This is a genomic window from Pseudomonas sp. 1121_17 (genome assembly GCF_052850745.1).
Genome location: NZ_VXCX01000009.1, coordinates 98,622 through 118,656, shown reverse-complemented (window position 1 = coordinate 118,656; position 20,035 = coordinate 98,622). Strand labels below are relative to the sequence as shown.

Here is a 20,035-nt window from a genome sequence, read left to right as displayed (position 1 = left end):
TTGCCTCATCCGGCTTTCAACTCAGGGGATATCCGTGTCAGTGGAACTTTGGCAGCAGTGCGTGGAGCTTCTGCGCGACGAACTGCCTGCCCAGCAATTCAACACTTGGATCCGTCCACTACAGGTCGAAGCCGAAGGCGACGAGCTGCGCGTATACGCGCCTAATCGCTTCGTCCTCGACTGGGTCAATGAAAAGTACCTGAGCCGGCTGCTTGAGCTGCTGGGTGAGCACGGCAGCGGCATTGCACCGGCGCTGTCCTTGTTGATAGGCAGCCGCCGCAGTTCTGCAGCGCGCGCGGCTCCCAACGCTCCGGTCAGTGCTGCTGCTGCGGCGATTGCACAATCTCAGCAACCAGCACCTGCGGCTCCGGCTGAAGAGCGCACTGCGGCCAAATCGTTAGAGCCGGTAATGGTCAACGAAGTCGAAGAGCCGACTTCGCGCCACAGCTTTGACTCGATGGGGGGCGATACGCCCGTGCAGCCAACTGCACCTGGGCGCACTGAACAGCGCACTGTCCAGGTAGAAGGTGCGCTCAAGCACACCAGTTATCTGAACCGCACATTTACCTTCGATACCTTTGTGGAAGGTAAATCCAACCAACTGGCCCGTGCGGCTGCGTGGCAGGTGGCGGATAACCCCAAGCACGGTTACAACCCGCTCTTTCTGTATGGCGGTGTAGGCCTGGGGAAAACTCACTTGATGCACGCTGTGGGTAACCACCTGCTGAAGAAGAACCCGAATGCCAAGGTGGTGTACCTGCATTCCGAGCGCTTCGTGGCCGACATGGTCAAGGCGCTGCAGCTCAATGCCATCAACGAGTTCAAGCGCTTCTACCGCTCAGTCGATGCGCTGCTGATCGATGACATTCAGTTCTTCGCCCGCAAGGAGCGTTCGCAGGAAGAGTTTTTCCACACCTTCAACGCCTTGCTTGAAGGCGGTCAGCAGGTGATTTTGACCAGCGACCGCTATCCGAAGGAAATCGAAGGCCTTGAAGAGCGTCTGAAATCGCGCTTCGGCTGGGGTTTGACTGTTGCAGTCGAGCCGCCAGAACTCGAGACCCGCGTTGCGATCCTGATGAAGAAGGCCGATCAGGCCAAGGTGGATTTGCCGCATGACGCAGCCTTCTTCATTGCCCAGCGTATTCGTTCCAACGTGCGTGAGCTGGAGGGCGCGCTGAAGCGGGTCATCGCTCACTCGCACTTCATGGGCCGCGACATCACCATCGAGCTGATCCGCGAGTCGCTGAAGGACCTGCTGGCGCTGCAGGACAAGTTGGTCAGTGTGGATAACATTCAGCGCACCGTCGCTGAGTACTACAAGATCAAGATCTCCGATCTGCTGTCCAAGCGTCGCTCGCGCTCGGTAGCGCGTCCGCGTCAGGTAGCCATGGCGTTGTCCAAAGAGCTGACCAACCACAGCTTGCCAGAGATTGGCGATATGTTTGGCGGCCGTGACCACACCACCGTGCTGCACGCCTGCCGCAAGATCAACGAACTGAAAGAATCCGATGCGGACATCCGCGAGGACTACAAGAACCTGCTGCGGACGCTGACGACATGATGATCGCCGGCGCAGCCATTTTGAAGGCAAGGGACTAGACCATGCATTTCACCATTCAACGCGAAGCCTTGTTGAAACCCCTGCAACTGGTCGCAGGTGTCGTCGAGCGTCGCCAGACCTTGCCGGTCCTGTCCAACGTCCTGTTGGTCGTACAAGGCCAGCAGCTGTCGTTGACCGGTACCGACCTGGAAGTCGAACTGGTTGGCCGCGTGCAGCTGGAAGAACCAGCCGAGCCAGGCGAAATCACTGTCCCGGCACGTAAGCTGATGGACATCTGCAAGAGCTTGCCAAGTGACGCGCTGATCGACATCAAGGTTGATGAGCAGAAGCTGCTGGTTAAAGCCGGTCGCAGCCGCTTCACCCTGTCGACGCTGCCCGCCAATGACTTCCCGACTGTTGAAGAAGGCCCAGGCTCGCTGACCTGCGACCTGGAGCAGAGCCGCCTGCGCCGTCTGATCGAGCGCACCAGCTTCGCCATGGCTCAGCAGGACGTGCGCTACTACCTCAACGGTATGCTGCTTGAAGTGTCACCAGGCACCCTGCGCGCCGTTGCTACTGACGGCCATCGCCTGGCGATGTGCTCGATGACCGCTGGTATAGAGCAAGCTGACCGTCACCAGGTGATCGTGCCGCGCAAAGGTATTCTGGAGCTGGCGCGTTTGCTGACCGATCCGGAAGGCATGGTCAGCATCGTGCTCGGCCAGCACCATATCCGCGCCACCACCGGTGAGTTCACCTTTACCTCCAAGTTGGTAGACGGCAAGTTCCCTGACTACGAGCGCGTGCTGCCTAAAGGCGGTGACAAGCTGGTGGTCGGTGATCGCCAGGCATTGCGTGAAGCTTTCAGCCGTACTGCGATTCTGTCCAACGAGAAGTACCGCGGCATTCGCCTGCAGCTGGCCGCCGGCCAACTGAAAATCCAGGCTAACAACCCTGAGCAGGAAGAAGCTGAGGAAGAAATCAGCGTCGACTATAACGGCAGCGCGCTGGAGATCGGCTTTAACGTCAGCTACTTGCTGGACGTGCTGGGCGTGATGACCACAGAACAGGTTCGCCTGATTCTGTCCGACTCCAACAGCAGTGCCCTGCTGCAGGAAGCTGGCAACGACGATTCGTCTTACGTCGTCATGCCGATGCGCCTGTGATCTGTAGCTGAGCGAATGTCCCTACGACGTATCATGGTCACTGCGGTGCGCAACCTGCACCCAGTGACCCTCACCCCCTCCCCCCGCATCAACATCCTTTACGGCGCCAACGGCAGCGGCAAGACCAGCGTGCTTGAAGCCGTGTACCTTCTGGGCCTGGCCCGATCATTTCGCAGCACCCGGCTGACGCCGGTTATCCAGTACGAGCAGCCGACCTGTACCGTCTTTGGTGAAGTGCAACTGGCCGAAGGTGGCACCAGCAACCTGGGTGTATCACGCGAGCGCCAGGGCGACTTCACCATTCGCATCGATGGGCAGAACGCTCGCAGTGCTGCTCAGTTGGCCGAGCTACTGCCGCTGCAATTGATAAACCCGGACAGCTTTCGCCTGCTCGAGGGCGCTCCGAAAATACGCCGGCAGTTTCTCGACTGGGGAGTGTTCCACGTGGAACCACGTTTCCTCGGTGCTTGGCAGCGCTTGCAGAAGGCGCTGCGGCAGCGGAACTCATGGTTGCGGCATGGTACACTTGACGCTGCTTCGCAAGCCGCCTGGGACCGAGAATTGTGCCTGGCGAGCGCGGAGATAGATGAATACCGTCGCACCTACATCAAGGCCTTGAAGCCCGTCTTCGAGCGTACCCTGAGCGAACTGGTCGAGCTGGACGGATTGACCTTGAGCTACTATCGCGGCTGGGACAAGGACCGGGAACTTAACGAGGTCCTCGCCACTTCTCTTCAACGCGATCAGCAGATTGGCCATACCCAGGCCGGTCCGCAACGTGCAGATTTGCGCCTGCGTATTGGTGCAAACAACGCTGCGGATATCTTGTCCCGTGGGCAACAGAAACTTGTGGTGTGCGCATTGCGCATCGCCCAAGGTCATCTGGTTAGCCAGGCTCGCCGCGGTCTTTGTATCTATCTCGTAGATGACCTGCCGTCTGAGCTGGACGAGCAGCATCGCCGCGCACTGTGCCGCTTGCTTGAAGAATTACGCTGCCAGGTGTTCATCACCTGTGTAGATAACGAATTACTGAGGGAAGGCTGGCAGACGGAAACGCCAGTTGCTTTGTTCCACGTGGAACAGGGCCGTATCACCCAGACCCACGACCATCGGGAGTGAAGGCATGAGCGAAAATCAAACGTACGACTCGTCCAGCATTAAAGTGCTGAAAGGGCTTGATGCCGTACGCAAACGTCCCGGCATGTATATCGGCGACACCGATGATGGCAGCGGCCTGCACCACATGGTCTTCGAGGTGGTCGACAACTCGATCGACGAAGCCCTCGCCGGTCACTGCGATGACATCACCGTCATCATCCACCCGGACGAATCCATCAGCGTCCGCGACAACGGCCGTGGTATTCCGGTCGACGTCCATAAAGAAGAAGGCGTCTCAGCTGCTGAAGTCATCATGACTGTGCTGCACGCCGGCGGTAAGTTCGACGACAACTCGTACAAAGTATCCGGCGGTCTGCACGGTGTTGGCGTTTCGGTAGTGAACGCCCTTTCGGAGCAACTGATCCTGACCGTACGCCGTAGTGGCAAGGTCTGGGAACAGACTTACGTCCACGGCGTACCGCAAGCGCCTATGGCGGTTGTTGGAGAAAGCGACAGCACCGGTACCCATATCCACTTCAAGCCGTCTGCTGACACCTTCAAGAATATCCACTTCAGCTGGGACATTCTGGCCAAGCGTATTCGCGAGTTGTCGTTCCTGAACTCGGGTGTTGGCATTCTGTTGAAGGATGAGCGCAGTGGCAAAGAAGAGCTCTTCAAATATGAAGGTGGCCTGCGTGCATTTGTCGAGTATCTGAACACCAACAAGACGCCGGTCAACAGCCAGGTCTTCCACTTCAGCACCCAGCGTGAAGATGGCGTCGGTGTTGAAGTTGCCCTGCAGTGGAACGACAGCTTCAACGAAAACCTGTTGTGCTTCACCAACAACATTCCGCAGCGCGATGGTGGTACTCACCTGGTCGGCTTCCGTTCTTCGTTGACCCGCAGCCTGAATGCTTACATCGAGCAAGAAGGCCTGGCAAAGAAGAACAAGGTTGCAACCACGGGTGACGACGCCCGGGAAGGCCTGACCGCGATCATCTCGGTGAAGGTACCGGATCCGAAGTTCAGCTCGCAGACCAAAGACAAACTGGTTTCGTCGGAAGTGAAAACCGCAGTCGAACAAGAGATGAACAAGTTCTTCTCTGACTTCCTGTTGGAAAACCCCAACGAAGCCAAGGCCGTGGTCGGCAAGATGATCGACGCTGCCCGTGCTCGTGAAGCTGCGCGTAAAGCGCGTGAGATGACTCGCCGTAAAGGTGCACTGGACATCGCTGGCCTGCCGGGGAAACTGGCTGACTGCCAAGAGAAGGACCCTGCCCTGTCTGAACTGTACCTGGTGGAGGGTGACTCCGCAGGTGGTTCGGCCAAGCAAGGCCGTAACCGTCGTACCCAGGCGATCCTGCCGTTGAAGGGTAAGATCCTCAACGTCGAGAAAGCCCGCTTCGACAAGATGATCTCGTCCCAGGAAGTCGGTACGCTGATCACCGCGCTGGGCTGTGGTATCGGCCGCGACGAGTACAACATCGCCAAACTGCGTTATCACAACATCATCATCATGACCGATGCCGACGTCGACGGCTCGCACATCCGTACCCTGCTGCTGACCTTCTTCTTCCGTCAGCTGCCGGAGCTGGTCGAGCGCGGCTACATCTACATCGCTCAGCCACCGCTGTACAAGGTCAAGCGCGGCAAGCAGGAGCAGTACATCAAAGATGACGAGGCCATGGAAGAGTACATGACCCAGTCGGCTCTGGATGATGCCAGCCTGCACCTGGACGAATCGGCGCCAGCAGTTTCCGGCGTACAGCTGGAAAGTCTGGTCCAAGAGTTCCGCAGTGTGATGAAGACCCTCAAGCGTCTGTCGCGTCTGTATCCGCAGGAGCTGACCGAGCACTTCATCTACATGGATGAAATCACCCTGGAGCATTTGGGCGACCACGCTCACATGCAGGCTTGGTTGAAAACCTTCCAGGCTCGCCTGCACAGCAACCAGAAGTCGGGCCTGGCGTACAACGCCAGCCTGCGTGAAGACAAAGAGCGCAACGTTTGGCTGCCGGAAGTGGAAATCACCTCCCACGGCCTCGCAAGCTACATCACCTTCAACCGTGACTTCTTTGGCAGCAACGATTACCGCACCGTGGTTAACCTGGGTGGCAAGATCAGCACCTTGTTCGGTGAAGGCGCTTACGTGCAACGTGGCGAACGGCGCAAGGCAGTCAGCGAGTTCAAGGAAGCCCTCGACTGGCTGATGAACGAAACTGCCAAGCGTCACACCATCCAGCGCTACAAAGGTCTGGGCGAGATGAACCCGGATCAGCTCTGGGAGACCACCATGGACCCAGCGGTTCGCCGCATGCTCAAGGTCACCATCGAAGATGCGATCGCTGCTGATCAGATCTTCAATACCTTGATGGGCGACGCTGTGGAACCTCGTCGTGAGTTCATCGAGAACAACGCGCTGTCGGTGTCCAACCTGGACTTCTGATCTGCCGTAAACGACCGGTGCTGCTCAAGCCTGGGCCCGCCGATCAACAAAAAGCCCGCATTCGCGGGCTTTTTGTTTTTCAAGATTTCACAGCGCTGCCCGCGTGCTACTGATCATTGAATGTCGTCCCGCTCCACGGTCACCCAATTCTTGTCAGCCGTGACCGGTAAGCAAAAGACGGCGTCCCTGCGCAGGCATGTTCCACGTGGAACAGCAACGCTTTCGACGCTCTCAAAGCCCAAGCTTACGTAGCCGGCGATACAGCGTGCGTTCACTGATGCCTAGTACCTGCGCCAGCTCGCTGCGCGGCCCTTGGAACTGCTCCACCAACTGCGCGAGGTCGGCTAGCGAATTACGCGAGCCGCGTGTCGATACAGTTGAGCTGGTGGGGGCTAGGTCCTCAGGCAGATGCTCTGGGCGGATCAGCCCGTCATCGGCAAACAATCGCGCACGTTCAAGGATATTGCGCAGCTCGCGGATATTGCCCGGGAAGGCATGCAAGCTCAGGCGCGCCTGCGCTTCAGATGTCAGCGTGACGGTATGGGCGCCAGCCATGCGCTGTAACAAGCTCTGCGCCAGCATCGGTAAGTCCTCTACTCGCTCGCGTAGCGCTGGCAAGCGAATCGGAAAACCGCTGATTCGGTAGTACAGGTCCTCGCGGAAGGTACCTGCTGCCACCATCTCTTTGAGCGGCTTGTGGGTAGCCGAAATCAGGCGAAAGTCTGAGTGCACAGTGCGCAAGCTACCCACCGGGCGGAAGCTGCCCGACTCGATCAGGCGCAACAACTTGACCTGCATGGTCAGCGGCACTTCACCTATTTCGTCGAGGAACAGCGTGCCGCCATGGGCCGCTTCGGCGAGGCCGATCTTGCGCTGGTTCGCGCCAGTGAACGCGCCTTTTTCATAGCCGAACAGCTCACTCTCGAACAGGCTGTCATTGAGCCCGGTGCAGTCGACCACCACCAGCGGGCCGGTCGCGCGCGGGCTGCCCAGGTGCAGGGCACGGGCGAACAATTCCTTGCCAGTGCCGGACTCGCCTTGCAGCAACACCGGAATCTGCGCCGGCGCGGCGCGTTGCAAGCTGGCCAGCGCCGCCTGGAACGCCGGCGCGCGGCCAACCAATCCTTGTTGTTGCGGCTGGGCGGCAGCCAGGGTCACGGTGTTGAGGCGCTCGACAAAAGCAACCACCCTGCCCTGCTCATCGAGGATCGGCCGCAACTCGACGTCGACATGCTCGGGCCCGCGTGGGGTGTGATGAATATGCAGGACCCGCTCCGGCACTTTGCTGTCCCAGGCTTTGCGCATCGGGCAGTGCTCGCCGGCCTGATCACAGGGCACCGCGTAGTGATGAGAAACGCGATGGCACTTCTCGCCCAGCGGCGCACTGTCATTGATGCCGAACTGACGTCGGTAGGCAGCATTGGCCGCAAGGATGTTGTAGTCGGTGTCGAGCACGATCGACGGGTGCACATCGTGCTCAAGGTAGGACACCAGGCCGAGGATGGCAGGATGAGAAGCGGAAAGCGCAGACATGACCAGAACCGGTTGCGGGTACCTGACGAGCGTAGCAAGGACTGCCAGTGACTGCCATTGGCTGACAGTCGACTGCCAACCACTGGCAGTGCTGGCAGCGAATCGTGAGGAAGACAACGCTGCGATAGCAGTAGCACCACGGACAGGTGGGCCATAACGCCTCATTTAAACCCTGGCATGCATCTTGATAAATCCTGGGTTACTGCCTACGCCTAACAAGGCGCTGCAGATATCTGGAGAGTGTGATGATCATCGGCAACAACATCCATGTAGAGGGCCTGTTCGACGAGGCCACTTCGACCATCAGCTACCTGGTGATGGACCGCCAGACCCACAAGTGCGCGCTGATCGACAGCGTGCTCGACTACGATCCCAAGTCTGGACGCACCAGCCACAGCTCGGCGGACAAGCTGATCGCTCGGGTCGAGGCGCTCGGCGCCAGTGTGCAGTGGATTCTGGAAACTCATGTACACGCCGATCACTTGTCGGCTGCTGACTACCTGAAAGCCAAGCTCGGCGGCCAGGTTGCCATCGGTTCGCACATCACCCAGGTGCAGAAGACCTTCGCAGCGCTGTTCAACGCCGAACCAGGTTTCGCCCGCGACGGCAGCCAGTTTGACGTGTTGCTGGAAGACGAATACGTGCTGATGATCGGCAATCTGCGGGCCCGTACGCTACACACCCCAGGGCACACCCCTGCGTGTATGAGCTACGTGGTCGAGGATGCTGGCGAGAAGGCGGTGTTTGTCGGCGATACCTTGTTCATGCCTGACTACGGCACTGCTCGGTGCGATTTCCCTGGTGCCGACGCGCGCACGCTGTATCGCTCTATCCGGCGTTTGCTCGCCCTCCCCGACCACACCCAACTGTTCATGTGCCATGACTACCTGCCCGAGGGCCGCGCCCTGCGTTTTGTCACCACCGTGGCTGAGCAGCGCACCAGCAATGTTCATATCCATCAGGGCGTCAGCGAGGACGAGTTCGTCGCCATGCGCGAAGCGCGTGACGCCACCCTGGATATGCCGGTACTGATCCTGCCCGCCGTCCAGGTCAACATGCGCAGCGGGCAGTTGCCTGAGCCGGAGAGCAACGGCGTGCGTTACCTGAAAATCCCGCTGAACCAGCTCTGAACGTCGCCGGCCTAGTACCCATACCAAGATCGAAAAGGAATACCCGCATGCCTGCCTTGCCATCCACAGCCAATAGCACGCGCATCGACCATCACAAGGTGGTGATCGTCGGCGCTGGTGCTGCGGGGATTGCCACCGCCGCCAGTTTGTTCAAGCGTGATCCGACGCTCGATATTGCGTTGATCGACCCGGCTGAGGTGCACTACTACCAACCCGGCTGGACCATGGTCGGCGCTGGTGTATTCAGCGCTGCCAGCACCGCGCGCCGCATGATCAGCGCCATCCCCAAAGGCGTGCGGTTTATAAAAGCGCGGGTAGACAGTTTTGATCCCGCAGCGCAAAGCGTGGCTGTGGAGGACGGCCGCATCATCAGTTACGAACAGCTGGTGGTCTGCCCAGGCCTGACTCTCGACTGGCAGGCAATCGAGGGCCTCACGGAAACCCTCGGCCGCAACGGTGTGACCTCCAACTACCGTTATGACCTGGCACCTTACACCTGGCAATTGGTTCAGAACCTCAAGCAAGGCCGCGCCCTCTTCACCCAGCCCCCGATGCCCATCAAGTGTGCCGGCGCGCCACAGAAGGCGTTGTACCTTTCGTGTGATCACTGGCTGCGGCGTGAGCGCCTGGGTGCCATCAAGGCCAGCTTCTACAATTCGGTTCCGGTACTTTTTGGCGTTGCTGACTACGTGCCCGCATTGATGGCCTATATCGAAAAGTACGCGGTGGATCTCAACTATTCACACCGCCTGGTGGCAGTAGATGGTCCGGGCAAGCGCGCGACGTTTATCCACAGCCTTGCCGATGGCAGCACGCAGACGCGAGTCGAGCCCTTCGACATGTTGCACGTGGTGCCGCCGCAAGTAGCGCCCGAGTTCATCCGCAGCAGCCCGCTGGCGGATGGCGCGGGCTGGCTGGATGTCGATCCGTTCACTCTGCGCCATCGGCAGTTTGCCAACGTGCACGGCTTGGGTGATGTGATCAATACCAGTAATGCCAAGACCGCTGCGGCGGCGCGCAAGCAGGCTCCGGTGGTGGCCAACAACGTGCTGGTAGCGCTCGGCCGGTCGCCTACCCTCGCGCACTATGACGGTTACGGTTCATGCCCATTGACCGTGGAGCGCGGCAAGATCGTCCTGGCTGAATTCAAATACGGTGGCACGCTGGCACCCAGCTTTCCGCAGTGGTTGCTCAACGGTCGGCAGCCTACTCGGCTGGCCTGGCTACTCAAGGCGCAGCTGCTCCCTGCGCTGTATTGGCATGGGATGCTCAAAGGCCGTGAATGGCTGGCGCGGCCGCAACCTGCCGGCGCCGAGAAGCAATCGTGATCGAAGTGCTGGGTGCAGCGCTGGGCGCGGTCATCGGTGCGGTACTGGCGTTGACCGGTGCTGGCGGAGGCATTCTGGCAGTGCCGTTATTGGTATTCGGGCTGGGTTTGAATATGGTCGAGGCGGCGCCAGTTGGCCTGTTGGCAGTCGGCCTGGCGGCGTCAGTCGGTGCGCTGCTCGGGCTGCGCCAGGGCCTGGTACGTTATCGCGCGGCGTTGTTCATTGCGCTGATCGGTATCTGCGCAACACCTTTGGGTTTGATGCTCGCTCATCGGTTGCCCAACGCACCGCTGGCGTTGGTGTTCGCCGCGGTGCTGATCCATGCCTGCCTGCGCATATGGCGCAAGGCGGCGCGCGAGTTGCGTGGTGAGCCACCGTGTGGCGAGCGGCTGATCATGCCCTGTGTACTCAACCCTTTGCAGGGGCGGCTGCGCTGGACCTTGCCCTGCGCACGTGCCCTGGCCGTAACTGGCGGTGTGGCGGGTTTACTGTCGGGACTGCTGGGCGTCGGTGGCGGCTTCGTCATCATTCCGGCACTCAGCCGTTATACCAACCTGGAGATGAAGAGCATTGTCGCCACCTCGTTGGCGGTGATCGCGCTGGTTGCCTGCGGCAGCGTAGTCAGCGCCAGCGTCGCCGGGGTGATGCACTGGCAGGTAGGTGCACCCTTCGCGATTGGTGCGGTGATGGGCCTGCTGCTGGCGCACCCACTGGCCGGCAAGTTGGCCGGGCCACGCTTGCAGCAGGTGTTTGCCTTGGTCGGCATCGGCGCAGCGCTGCTGCTGGCGAGCAAGGGCCTACTCGGCTAGCAGTTCAGCCTGCTCTGCTGCACACAGCGCCAGCAGGTAATCCCAGACTACCCGCAGGCGCACTGACTTGTGCAACTCGCGGCGGGTGCAGATCCAGTAGCTGCGCTGGATGGTTTCGCTGGGCAGCACCCGGCGCAGCTGTGGATCATGCCTGGCCATGTAATTGGGCAGCACAGCAATGCCCAGGCCGGCGCGTGCGGCCTGCTGCTGAGCGATGACGCTGGTGCTGCGGAAGATCACATTCGGCGCACGGCAGAAGCTGTTGAGAAACAGCAGCTCCTGGCTGAACAGCAGATCGTCGACGTAGCCAATCCAGCTGTGACGGGCCAGATCTTCACGACTGTTCAGCGCCGGTGAGCGTTCGAGGTACTCGGGGCTGGCGTAGAGCGCTAGCCGATAATCAGTGAGCTTGCGAGTTATCAACAGGTCGGCGTTGGGCCGTTCCAGGTGGATGCTGATTTCTGCCTCGCGGTTGAGGATGCTGACGAAGCGCGGCACCGCCACCAGTTCGACTTCCAGGCCCGGATAGCGCTCGAACAACGCCCGCATGCGTGGGGTGAAGAACATGATGCCGATGCCTTCGGTGACGCCCAGGCGGATCTTGCCCAGCGGAGTTATCGCCTGGGTGATCTCTTCCTGCGCCAGCAGAGCGACGTTCTCCATCGCTTCGGCATGCTTGAGCAGTGCCTGGCCAGACGGCGTCAGCTCGTAACCCTGTGCATGTTGAACGAACAGTGCTGTGCCCAGGCTCTTTTCGATGCCCTCGATATGCCGCGCCACCGTGCTGTGGGTGGTGTTCAGGCGCTTGGCTGCAGTCAGTAGACGACCGCTGCGCTGCAACTCGAGAAAGAACCTCAGATCATTCCAGTCGAACATGCTTATCCCTGTGCATAACTGTGAGCGGCTGTCAGGTTACTTAGGAAACGGCTGATATTGGCTGTGCTAAAACGCACAGCGGTTGAGCGAAAACTCGTGTTTCATTAGCGAAATTACGCACTAAGATCAAAAGCGACAAGAATAATAATCAGGCCCGAGGTCACACATGCCATCAGCCGATTCTGCCTACGACTATGTCGTCGTAGGCGCTGGCCCAGCCGGATGTTTGCTGGCCAACCGTTTGTCCGCCGATCCATCCTGCCGGGTGCTGCTGCTCGAAGCGGGTGGGCGCGATAACTATCCATGGATTCACATCCCGGTCGGTTACCTCTATTGCATCGGTAACCCGCGCACCGACTGGTGCTTCAAGACCGAGGCGCAAGCGGGCCTTGGCGGCCGCAGCCTGGGTTATCCGCGCGGCAAGGTGCTCGGCGGCTGCTCGTCGATCAATGGCATGATCTACATGCGCGGCCAGGCCAGCGACTACGACCGCTGGGCTGAACAAGGCAACGACGGCTGGGCCTGGAAAGACGTGCTGCCGCTGTTCAAGGCCAGCGAGAATCACTATGCCGGCAGCAGCGACAGCCACGGCGCCGATGGCGAATGGCGGGTCGAACAGCAGCGCTACAGCTGGCCGATCCTCGACGCCTTCCGCGATGCCGCCGAGCAGAGCGGAATTGGTAAGGTCGACGACTTCAATACCGGCGACAACCAAGGCTGTGGATACTTTCAGGTCAACCAGCGCAGCGGCGTACGCTGGAATGCGGCCAAAGCCTTTCTGCGGCCAATCCTCAAGCGGCCAAACCTGACCCTGCTCACTGGCGTCGAAGTTGACCAGGTGCTGCTCGACAATACCCGTGCTACGGCGGTCAAAGCCCGCTGGCAGGGTGAGTGGCATGAGTTTCAGGCGCGACGGGAGATCATTCTCTGCGCAGGCTCGGTGGGTTCACCGGGTATCCTGCAACGTTCCGGCATAGGCCCGCGCAAGCTCCTGGAAGCCCTCGGCATTGGCGTACGCCATGACATGCCTGGCGTGGGCGGCAACCTGCAGGACCATCTGCAGCTGCGCCTGATCTACCAGATCCGCAACACCCGTACCTTGAACCAGATGGCCAACAGCCTGTGGGGCAAGATGGGCATGGGCCTGCGCTATCTATACGACCGCAGCGGCCCGCTGGCGATGGCGCCCAGTCAGCTCGGCGCGTTCGTTCGCTCCAGCCCCGAGCAGGCCAGCGCCAACCTGCAATATCACGTCCAGCCGCTGTCACTGGAGCGCTTCGGCGAGCCGCTGCACCGCTTCCCGGCGTTCACCGCGTCGGTGTGCAACCTGCGCCCCGCCAGCCGCGGGCGAATCGATATTCGCTCGGCCGATCTGCATGCCGAGCCTGTGATCAACCCTAACTATCTGAGCGACCCGCAAGACCTGCGTGTTGCCGCCGATGCCATTCGCATGACCCGGCGCATCGTCCAGGCCCCTGCCCTCGCCGCCTTCGACCCGGTCGAGTACCTGCCGGGCGCTGCGCTCAACACTGAAGAAGAGCTGTTTGAGGCTGCGAGCAAGATAGGCACCACCATCTTTCACCCGGTCGGCACCTGCCGCATGGGCAGCGGCGCGCTCGATGTGGTCGACCATCAACTGCGTGTGCACGGCATTCCGGGTCTGCGCGTAGCTGACGCCTCGATCATGCCGCAGATTGTTTCCGGCAATACCTGTTCACCGACACTGATGATCGCCGAGAAAGCGGCGCAACTGATTCTCAAAGGAGCTGCAACCCAAACCTACCTCAGCGACGCAAGCGCAATACCGACGCCCTGACCAGGTGCGTGCAACAAGCGGCGGCTGGTGATCAGGCCTGCCGGCAGTGGAACAACAAGAATAATCACTGTGGCCTGCGGGCCGAGGACAGCAACGATGTCTGATTACATTCAAGAGCAGGGAGCAGCGGCGAGCCCTACCAGCCGTCGCGAGGAAAGAAAGATCATTTTCGCGTCATCCCTCGGGACGGTTTTCGAGTGGTATGACTTTTTTCTGTACGGCGCTCTGGCGGCGGTGATCAGCAAGCAGTTCTTTGCGGGGGTCAACGACACCACGGCGTTCATCTTCGCCCTGATGGCATTCGCTGCGGGCTTTTTGGTCAGGCCATTCGGCGCGCTGGTGTTCGGCCGCCTGGGCGACATGATCGGGCGTAAGTACACCTTCCTGGTCACCATCGTGTTGATGGGCTTGTCGACCTTCGCGGTCGGGCTGCTGCCTACCTATGCCAGCATTGGTATCGCGGCACCGATCATCCTGGTGATTCTGCGCATGCTCCAAGGCCTGGCGTTGGGCGGCGAGTACGGTGGCGCAGCAACCTACGTGGCCGAGCACGCACCGCCCGGCAAGCGCGGTTTCCATACCGGCTTCATCCAGTCGACCGCGACCCTGGGCCTGCTGCTGTCGTTGCTGGTGGTACTGGGTAGCCGCTACATCAGCGGTGATGAGTTTGAAACCTGGGGCTGGCGCCTGCCGTTCCTGCTGTCGATCGTGCTGTTGGGGATTTCCACCTGGATCCGCATGAGCATGCACGAGTCGCCTGCGTTCGTGAAAATGAAGGCACAGGGCAAGCTGAGCAAGTCGCCGATTCGTGAGTCGTTCACCAATTGGAGCAACCTCAAGATCGTCCTGACGGCACTGTTCAGCATCAACGCCGGTCAGGCCGTAACGTTCTACACGGCGCAATTCTATGTGCTGTTCTTCATGACCCAGATGCTCAAGATGGACCCGGCCCAGGCCAACACTCTGCTGATCATCAGCGTGGTGATCGGCGCGCCGTTCTTCGTATTCTTCGGTTGGCTGTCTGACCGCATTGGCCGCAAGCCGATCCTGATGGTTGGCCTGCTGCTGGCAACCGTCCTGTACTTCCCGCTGTTTAAGGCCCTGAGCCATTACGCCAACCCACAGATCGACGCCGCCAGCCGTCAGTCGCCCATCGTGGTGATGGCTGACCCAGCCAGCTGCACCTTCCAGTTCGACCCGGTCGGCAAAGCGCGTTTCGACAGCCCGTGCGACAAGGTCAAGACCTTCCTGGTCAAGCAGGGCCTGCCGTACAGCTCGGCTGCTGCGACTGGCAGTGATGTTGTGGTGAACATCGGCGACACGGCCATCACCGGCTTCGACGAAGCGGCAATGCGTGCGGCGATTACCCAGGCGGGGTATCCGGCCAAGGCGGATCCTGCGCAGGTCAACGAGTTCATGGTGGTGGCGCTGATTGTGGCGATGATCCTGATCGCGACGATGACCTATGGCCCGCTGGCGGCGGTGATGGTCGAGCTGTTCCCGACGCGGATCCGCTATACCTCGATGTCCCTGCCCTACCACATTGGTAACGGCTGGTTCGGTGGGTTCCTGCCGACCGTATCGTTCGCGCTGGTGGTGTATACCGGGGATATTTTCTATGGGCTGTGGTACCCGGTGTTGATAACCGGGGTGAGCCTGGTGGTGGGGATATTCTGTTTGAAAGAGACCAAGGATGTGGACCTGGACAAAGTCTGATCTGAAATAGCCGGGGGCTGCAAAGCAGCCCCCGTTTTCAATCACGAAAAAAACTTATGCACGGTTTTCGAAAAACTGTCACATAGAAAAATAACAAGTAATTTCAATTACTTAGAGTCAATCTCTAAGCATCATTTGAAAAGTTGCTCACAAGTTATCCACAATTTTCCAAGCTGTCTGCGGCGCTGCTTTCGGCCACTGGAGGCAGCGCACCCAGCGCCCGCTGGGTCTCCTGATTCCACGCCTCAGCGCGGTTATTCAGGTCGGCAATGGCCCGCGGCCCGCTACCTTCGGCATACATCGGCTCGCCAATCACCACCTCGATCACCCCCGCCTGCTTGCCCCAGCCAGACTTCGGCCAATAGCGGCCAGCGTTATGCGCAATCGGCAGCACCGGCAGGCCTGCGTTCACCGCCAAGGCCGTACCGCCACGGGAGAACTTGCCGATCTGCCCATACGGGACACGGGTGCCCTCAGGGAAGATCAATACCCACACGCCTTGCTTGAGCAGCTCATCGCCCTTCTTGGCAACGTGGCGCAAGGCTTCCTTGGGGTTGTCACGGTCGATCGCGATCGGCCGCAGCATGGCCATAGCCCAGCCAAAGAACGGCACATACAGCAGCTCACGCTTGAGCACCTGGCTCAGCGGCTGGAAGTACGCCGACAGGAAGAACGTTTCCCAGGTGCTCTGGTGATTGGACAGAATTACGCACGGGGTCGTCGGCACGTTCTCCGCGCCGGTGATCTTGTAGCGGATACCCAGCATCACCTCGGTCAGGCGCACGGCAAAGCGGCACCAGTAGACGTTGATGAAGCGGTAGCGCTTTTGAAATGGCAGAAACGGCGCGATGAAGAAGCTCAAGGTGCACCAGAGCAACGAGCTGGTGCCCAGCAGCAGGTAAAAAAGAAAGATTCTGATCGCCTGCAGGATCGACATAGTGGCATGTACCGTTGCGGGTCTTGCCCGCCTAATGAACTGTGCGCCAGGCGGCGTACAGTCTAGATAAGTGCTCTGGCGACAGCGGCCAGATCGTCAAAAATCAGCGTGCTTGCAGCGACGCCCTTGCTCAGGGTGCGCTCACCTTTGCCGGTTTTCACCAACACCGGTTGTGCTCCGACGGCCAGGGCGGCCTCCAGGTCACCTTTACTGTCGCCGACGAACCATACGCCAGGCAGCTCGGCCTGGTAATGGGCAGCGATTGCCTTGAGCATGCCCGGCTTCGGTTTGCGACAGGCGCAGCCCTCGTCCGGGCCATGCGGGCAGTACACGACGAGGCCCAGTTCGCCGCCCTGCTCGGCCACCAGCTCGCTCAAGCGCGTGTGCATGGCCTCGAGGATTTGCAGCGAATAGTAGCCCCGAGCAATGCCGGACTGGTTGGTGGCCACTGCCACCGTCCAGCCCGCTTTGCTCAACTGCGCGATGGCCTCGATCGCGCCGGCAATGGGGATCCACTCCTCCAGCGACTTGATGTAGGCGTCGGAGTCGTGATTGATCACCCCGTCACGATCGAGAATCAGCAGTTTCAAGGCTTACCCCAACAACGAGATGTCGGCCACACCCAGGAACAGACCGCGCAGGCGGCTGAGCAGGGCATAGCGGTTGGCGCGGACCTTGGCATCTTCGGCGTTGACCATCACTGCCTCGAAGAAGGCGTCGACCGGGTCACGCAGCGCTGCCAGGCGGGCCAGCGACTCGCGGTACTGACGTGCCGCGGCCATCGGTTGCACAGCCTGGTCGGCCTGCTGGATCGCCGAGTACAGCGAGAACTCGTTGGCATTGTCGAAATACTTCGGCTCGACTTGCTCGGAGATCGCACCCTCAGCCTTGCTCAGCAGGTTCGACACACGCTTATTGACCGCGGCCAGGGCCTCGGCTTCAGGCAGTTGGCGGAACGCCTGCACGGCCTGTACGCGTTGGTCGAAGTCCAGCGCCGAGCCTGGCTTGAGGGCACGTACCGACAGGTAGGTACCGACGTCGATGCCTTCGTCTTCATAACGTGCACGCAGGCGGTCGAAGATGAACTCCAGGACCTGCTCGGACAGCCCGGCTGGCTTGATCTTGCTACCGAACTGGTTGACGGCGAAGCTCACGGCGTCGGTCAGGTCCAGATCCAGCTGCTTGTCGATCAGAATGCGCAGCACGCCGAGGGCGGCGCGACGCAGGGCGTACGGGTCTTTGCTGCCGGTTGGCAGCATGCCGATGCCAAAGATACCGACCAGGGTATCGAGCTTGTCGGCGATGGCCACGGCAGCACCGGTGAGGGTCTGCGGCAGTTCAGCGCCAGCACCGCGCGGCATGTACTGCTCGTTCAGGGCCAGGGCGACGTCTTCCGGCTCGCCGTCGTTCACGGCGTAGTAGTAGCCGGCAACGCCTTGCATTTCCGGGAACTCACCGACCATTTCGGTGGCCAGATCACACTTGGACAGCAAGCCGGCACGCGCCGCCCGCTGGGCGTCGCCGCCGATGCGTGGGGCGATGTAGGCGGCCAGCTTGGAAACACGCTCGGCTTTGTCGTAGACGCTGCCCAGCTGGGCCTGGAACACCACGCTCTTCAAGCGCTCGTTGAAGGTCGCCAGCGGCTGCTTCTTGTCCTGCTTGAAGAAGAATTCGGCGTCGGTCAGGCGCGGACGCACGACTTTTTCGTTACCGAGCACGATCTGCTGCGGGTCACGGCTCTCGACGTTGGCCACGGTAATGAAGCGCGGCAGCAACTTGCCGTCGCTGTCGAGCAGGCAGAAGTATTTCTGGTTGTCCTGCATGGTGGTGATCAGCGCTTCTTGCGGCACTTCAAGGAAGCGTTCCTCGAACGAGCACACCAGCGGCACCGGCCATTCGACCAGCGCAGTCACTTCATCGAGCAGTGCCGGCGGCACGATGGCCGTGCCTTCCTGCTGCAGGGCGAGCTCTGCGGTGCGCTTGGCGATCAGGTCGCGGCGCTCGGCAAAATCGGCCAGCACGTAGGCTTTGCGCAGGTCTTCGGCGTAGTTGGCAGGCGCGCTGATAACCACGTTTTCCGGGTGGTGGAAACGGTGCCCACGCGACTCGCGACCGGCTTGCTGCTTGAGGATGGTGCAATCGACCACCTGCTCACCGAGCAGCATCACCAGCCATTGGGTTGGCCGCACGAATTCTTCACGGCTGGCCGCCCAGCGCATGCGCTTGGGAATCGGCAGGTCGTTGAGCGAATCTTCGACGATGGTCGGCAGCAGGCTGGCAGTAGCCTTGCCCGGGATGTGCTGCGAGAAGCGCAGTTTGGCGCCGCTCTGGTCGATCTCGCTGAGGTCGACGCCGCACTTCTTGGCAAAGCCCAGGGCCGCCTGAGTTGGCTGGCCTTCGGCGTTGAATGCGGCCTGCATGGGCGGGCCATCGACGTTGATGGAGCGGTCAGGCTGCTGCACGTCGAGCTGACGAATCAGCACTGCCAGGCGGCGCGGCGCGGCATACACGCTCTTGCCGGCGTAGTTCAGGCCAGCGGCCTGCAGGCCTTTTTCGATACCGGCCAAAAACGCGTCACCGAGGCTGGCAAGGGCTTTGGGTGGCAGCTCTTCGGTGCCCAGTTCAACCAGAAAATCTTGAGCACTCATTGTGCAGCCTCCAGCTTAGCCAACACTTCGTCACGCAGTTCAGGGGTCGCCATCGGGAAGCCCATGCGGGCACGGGCTTGCAGGTAGCTTTGCGCCACGTCGCGAGCCAGCGTACGTACGCGCAGGATGTAACGCTGGCGCTCGGTCACCGAGATGGCGCGGCGGGCGTCGAGCAGGTTGAAGGTGTGCGACGCCTTCAGGACCATTTCATAGGTCGGCAGCGGCAGGTCGAGCTTGATCAGGCGGTTGGCTTCGCTTTCGTAGAAGTCGAACAGCTCGAACAGTTTGTCGACGTTGGCGTGCTCGAAGTTGTAGGTCGATTGCTCCACTTCGTTCTGGTGGAACACGTCGCCATAGGTGACCACACCGAACGGGCCGTCAGCCCAGACCAGGTCGTACACCGAATCAACGCCCTGCAGGTACATCGCCAGGCGCTCGAGGCCGTAGGTGATTTCGCCGGTGACCGGGTAGCACTCCAGACCGCCGACTTGCTGGAAGTAGGTGAATTGAGTCACTTCCATGCCGTTCAGCCAGATTTCCCAACCCAGACCCCAGGCGCCGAGGGTCGGCGATTCCCAGTTGTCTTCGACGAAGCGCACATCGTGCACCAGCGGGTCCAGGCCGATCGCTTTCAGCGAGCCCAGGTACAGTTCCTGGAAGTTGGCCGGGTTAGGCTTGAGGACCACCTGGAACTGGTAGTAATGCTGCAGGCGGTTGGGGTTTTCACCATACCGTCCGTCGGCAGGACGACGGCTTGGCTGCACGTAGGCGGCGTTCCAAGTTTCTGGACCGACGGCGCGCAAAAAGGTCGCGGTATGGAAAGTGCCGGCGCCTACTTCCATATCGTAGGGCTGAAGTACCACACAACCTTGCTCAGCCCAGTACTTCTGCAGGGCGAGGATGAGGTCTTGGAAGGTACGCACGGCTGGCGTAGGCTGGCTCACGAAATTCACCTGTATCTGGGGATGCGGATGTAAAGAGCGGGAGTATAA

General features: G+C 60.4%; 15 protein-coding genes. 9 read left to right on the top strand and 6 right to left on the bottom strand.

The features are described from left to right. Positions 1 to 34: 34 nt before the first annotated feature. Genes dnaA through gyrB form a run of 4 tightly spaced genes read left to right on the top strand, consistent with a single transcriptional unit; the run spans position 35 to position 6,250 of the window. A complete protein-coding gene (gene dnaA / locus FW789_RS17065; protein ID WP_103435490.1) occupies positions 35 to 1,561 on the top strand; it encodes a chromosomal replication initiator protein DnaA in 1,527 nt (508 codons plus the stop codon). A gap of 41 nt (positions 1,562 to 1,602) precedes the next feature. Next, a complete protein-coding gene (dnaN, locus tag FW789_RS17060) occupies positions 1,603 to 2,706 on the top strand; it encodes a DNA polymerase III subunit beta (RefSeq protein WP_101322782.1) in 1,104 nt (367 codons plus the stop codon). Positions 2,707 to 2,721: 15 nt separating this feature from the next. Further along, a complete protein-coding gene (gene recF / locus FW789_RS17055) occupies positions 2,722 to 3,825 on the top strand; it encodes a DNA replication/repair protein RecF (RefSeq protein WP_446431791.1) in 1,104 nt (367 codons plus the stop codon). Positions 3,826 to 3,829: 4 nt separating this feature from the next. Further along, on the top strand, positions 3,830 to 6,250 hold the full coding sequence (gene gyrB, locus FW789_RS17050; RefSeq protein WP_103435489.1) for a DNA topoisomerase (ATP-hydrolyzing) subunit B: 2,421 nt from the start codon (positions 3,830 to 3,832) through the stop codon (positions 6,248 to 6,250). A 231-nt stretch (positions 6,251 to 6,481) separates the two neighbouring features. Here the strand turns inward: gyrB and FW789_RS17045 are convergent, their stop codons facing one another. After that, positions 6,482 to 7,783 (bottom strand): sigma-54 interaction domain-containing protein, encoded by a 1,302-nt coding sequence (locus tag FW789_RS17045; protein WP_446431790.1) that lies wholly within the window; start codon positions 7,781 to 7,783, stop codon positions 6,482 to 6,484. 245 nt (positions 7,784 to 8,028) lie between these two features. On the opposite strand from FW789_RS17045, the gene FW789_RS17040 reads away from it, so the two are divergent. From FW789_RS17040 to FW789_RS17030, 3 genes are read left to right on the top strand one after another with little or no spacing between them, the layout of a single operon-like run. Then, positions 8,029 to 8,913: an MBL fold metallo-hydrolase gene (locus FW789_RS17040; RefSeq protein ID WP_103435487.1), complete on the top strand. Its 885-nt coding sequence runs from the start codon at positions 8,029 to 8,031 to the stop codon at positions 8,911 to 8,913. A gap of 47 nt (positions 8,914 to 8,960) precedes the next feature. Beyond that, entirely contained in the window at positions 8,961 to 10,241 is a 1,281-nt protein-coding gene (locus FW789_RS17035) for an NAD(P)/FAD-dependent oxidoreductase (protein WP_446431789.1), read from the top strand. Then, positions 10,196 to 11,050, top strand: coding sequence for a sulfite exporter TauE/SafE family protein (locus FW789_RS17030; RefSeq protein ID WP_446431788.1), 855 nt, complete (start codon positions 10,196 to 10,198; stop codon positions 11,048 to 11,050). Before FW789_RS17035 ends, FW789_RS17030 begins: the two co-directional genes overlap by 46 nt. Here FW789_RS17030 and FW789_RS17025 read toward each other — a convergent pair. Further along, on the bottom strand, positions 11,039 to 11,926 hold the full coding sequence (locus FW789_RS17025; protein WP_101322774.1) for a LysR family transcriptional regulator: 888 nt from the start codon (positions 11,924 to 11,926) through the stop codon (positions 11,039 to 11,041). The two genes, FW789_RS17030 and FW789_RS17025, sit on opposite strands and share 12 nt — an antisense overlap. Before the next feature lie 166 nt (positions 11,927 to 12,092). Here FW789_RS17025 and FW789_RS17020 point away from each other — a divergent pair, with 166 nt between their 5' ends. Further along, a complete protein-coding gene (locus FW789_RS17020) occupies positions 12,093 to 13,742 on the top strand; it encodes a GMC family oxidoreductase (protein ID WP_446431787.1) in 1,650 nt (549 codons plus the stop codon). 96 nt (positions 13,743 to 13,838) lie between these two features. Then, positions 13,839 to 15,458, top strand: a complete 1,620-nt coding sequence (locus FW789_RS17015) for an MFS transporter (protein ID WP_101322772.1) — start codon at positions 13,839 to 13,841, stop codon at positions 15,456 to 15,458. Between the two features lie 154 nt (positions 15,459 to 15,612). Here the strand turns inward: FW789_RS17015 and FW789_RS17010 are convergent, their stop codons facing one another. From FW789_RS17010 to glyQ, 4 genes are all read right to left on the bottom strand, one after another. Next, the gene (locus FW789_RS17010) at positions 15,613 to 16,395 is read right to left on the bottom strand and encodes a lysophospholipid acyltransferase family protein (RefSeq protein WP_103435483.1); all 783 of its coding nucleotides are present in this window, start codon (positions 16,393 to 16,395) and stop codon (positions 15,613 to 15,615) included. A 62-nt stretch (positions 16,396 to 16,457) separates the two neighbouring features. Beyond that, positions 16,458 to 16,985 carry a D-glycero-beta-D-manno-heptose 1,7-bisphosphate 7-phosphatase gene (gene gmhB / locus FW789_RS17005; RefSeq protein ID WP_103435482.1) on the bottom strand — a complete coding sequence of 176 codons (528 nt, stop codon included), beginning with the start codon at positions 16,983 to 16,985 and terminating at the stop codon, positions 16,458 to 16,460. Positions 16,986 to 16,988: 3 nt separating this feature from the next. Then, entirely contained in the window at positions 16,989 to 19,043 is a 2,055-nt protein-coding gene (glyS, locus tag FW789_RS17000; protein WP_207072809.1) for a glycine--tRNA ligase subunit beta, read from the bottom strand. Further along, positions 19,040 to 19,987, bottom strand: coding sequence for a glycine--tRNA ligase subunit alpha (glyQ, locus tag FW789_RS16995; protein ID WP_101322768.1), 948 nt, complete (start codon positions 19,985 to 19,987; stop codon positions 19,040 to 19,042). The genes glyS and glyQ overlap by 4 nt, the downstream gene beginning before the upstream one ends. Between the last annotated feature and the right edge of the window lie 48 nt (positions 19,988 to 20,035).

Coding starts and splice junctions, on each gene's coding strand:
- FW789_RS17035 (WP_446431789.1), top strand. CDS start 8,961: ATGCCTGCCTTGCCATCCACAGCCAATAGCACGCGCATCGACCATCAC.
- FW789_RS17045 (WP_446431790.1), bottom strand. CDS start 7,783: ATGTCTGCGCTTTCCGCTTCTCATCCTGCCATCCTCGGCCTGGTGTCC.
- FW789_RS17015 (WP_101322772.1), top strand. CDS start 13,839: ATGTCTGATTACATTCAAGAGCAGGGAGCAGCGGCGAGCCCTACCAGC.
- recF (WP_446431791.1), top strand. CDS start 2,722: ATGTCCCTACGACGTATCATGGTCACTGCGGTGCGCAACCTGCACCCA.
- FW789_RS17040 (WP_103435487.1), top strand. CDS start 8,029: ATGATCATCGGCAACAACATCCATGTAGAGGGCCTGTTCGACGAGGCC.
- dnaN (WP_101322782.1), top strand. CDS start 1,603: ATGCATTTCACCATTCAACGCGAAGCCTTGTTGAAACCCCTGCAACTG.
- FW789_RS17025 (WP_101322774.1), bottom strand. CDS start 11,926: ATGTTCGACTGGAATGATCTGAGGTTCTTTCTCGAGTTGCAGCGCAGC.
- FW789_RS17010 (WP_103435483.1), bottom strand. CDS start 16,395: ATGTCGATCCTGCAGGCGATCAGAATCTTTCTTTTTTACCTGCTGCTG.
- glyS (WP_207072809.1), bottom strand. CDS start 19,043: ATGAGTGCTCAAGATTTTCTGGTTGAACTGGGCACCGAAGAGCTGCCA.
- FW789_RS17020 (WP_446431787.1), top strand. CDS start 12,093: ATGCCATCAGCCGATTCTGCCTACGACTATGTCGTCGTAGGCGCTGGC.
- FW789_RS17030 (WP_446431788.1), top strand. CDS start 10,196: ATGGCTGGCGCGGCCGCAACCTGCCGGCGCCGAGAAGCAATCGTGATC.
- gyrB (WP_103435489.1), top strand. CDS start 3,830: ATGAGCGAAAATCAAACGTACGACTCGTCCAGCATTAAAGTGCTGAAA.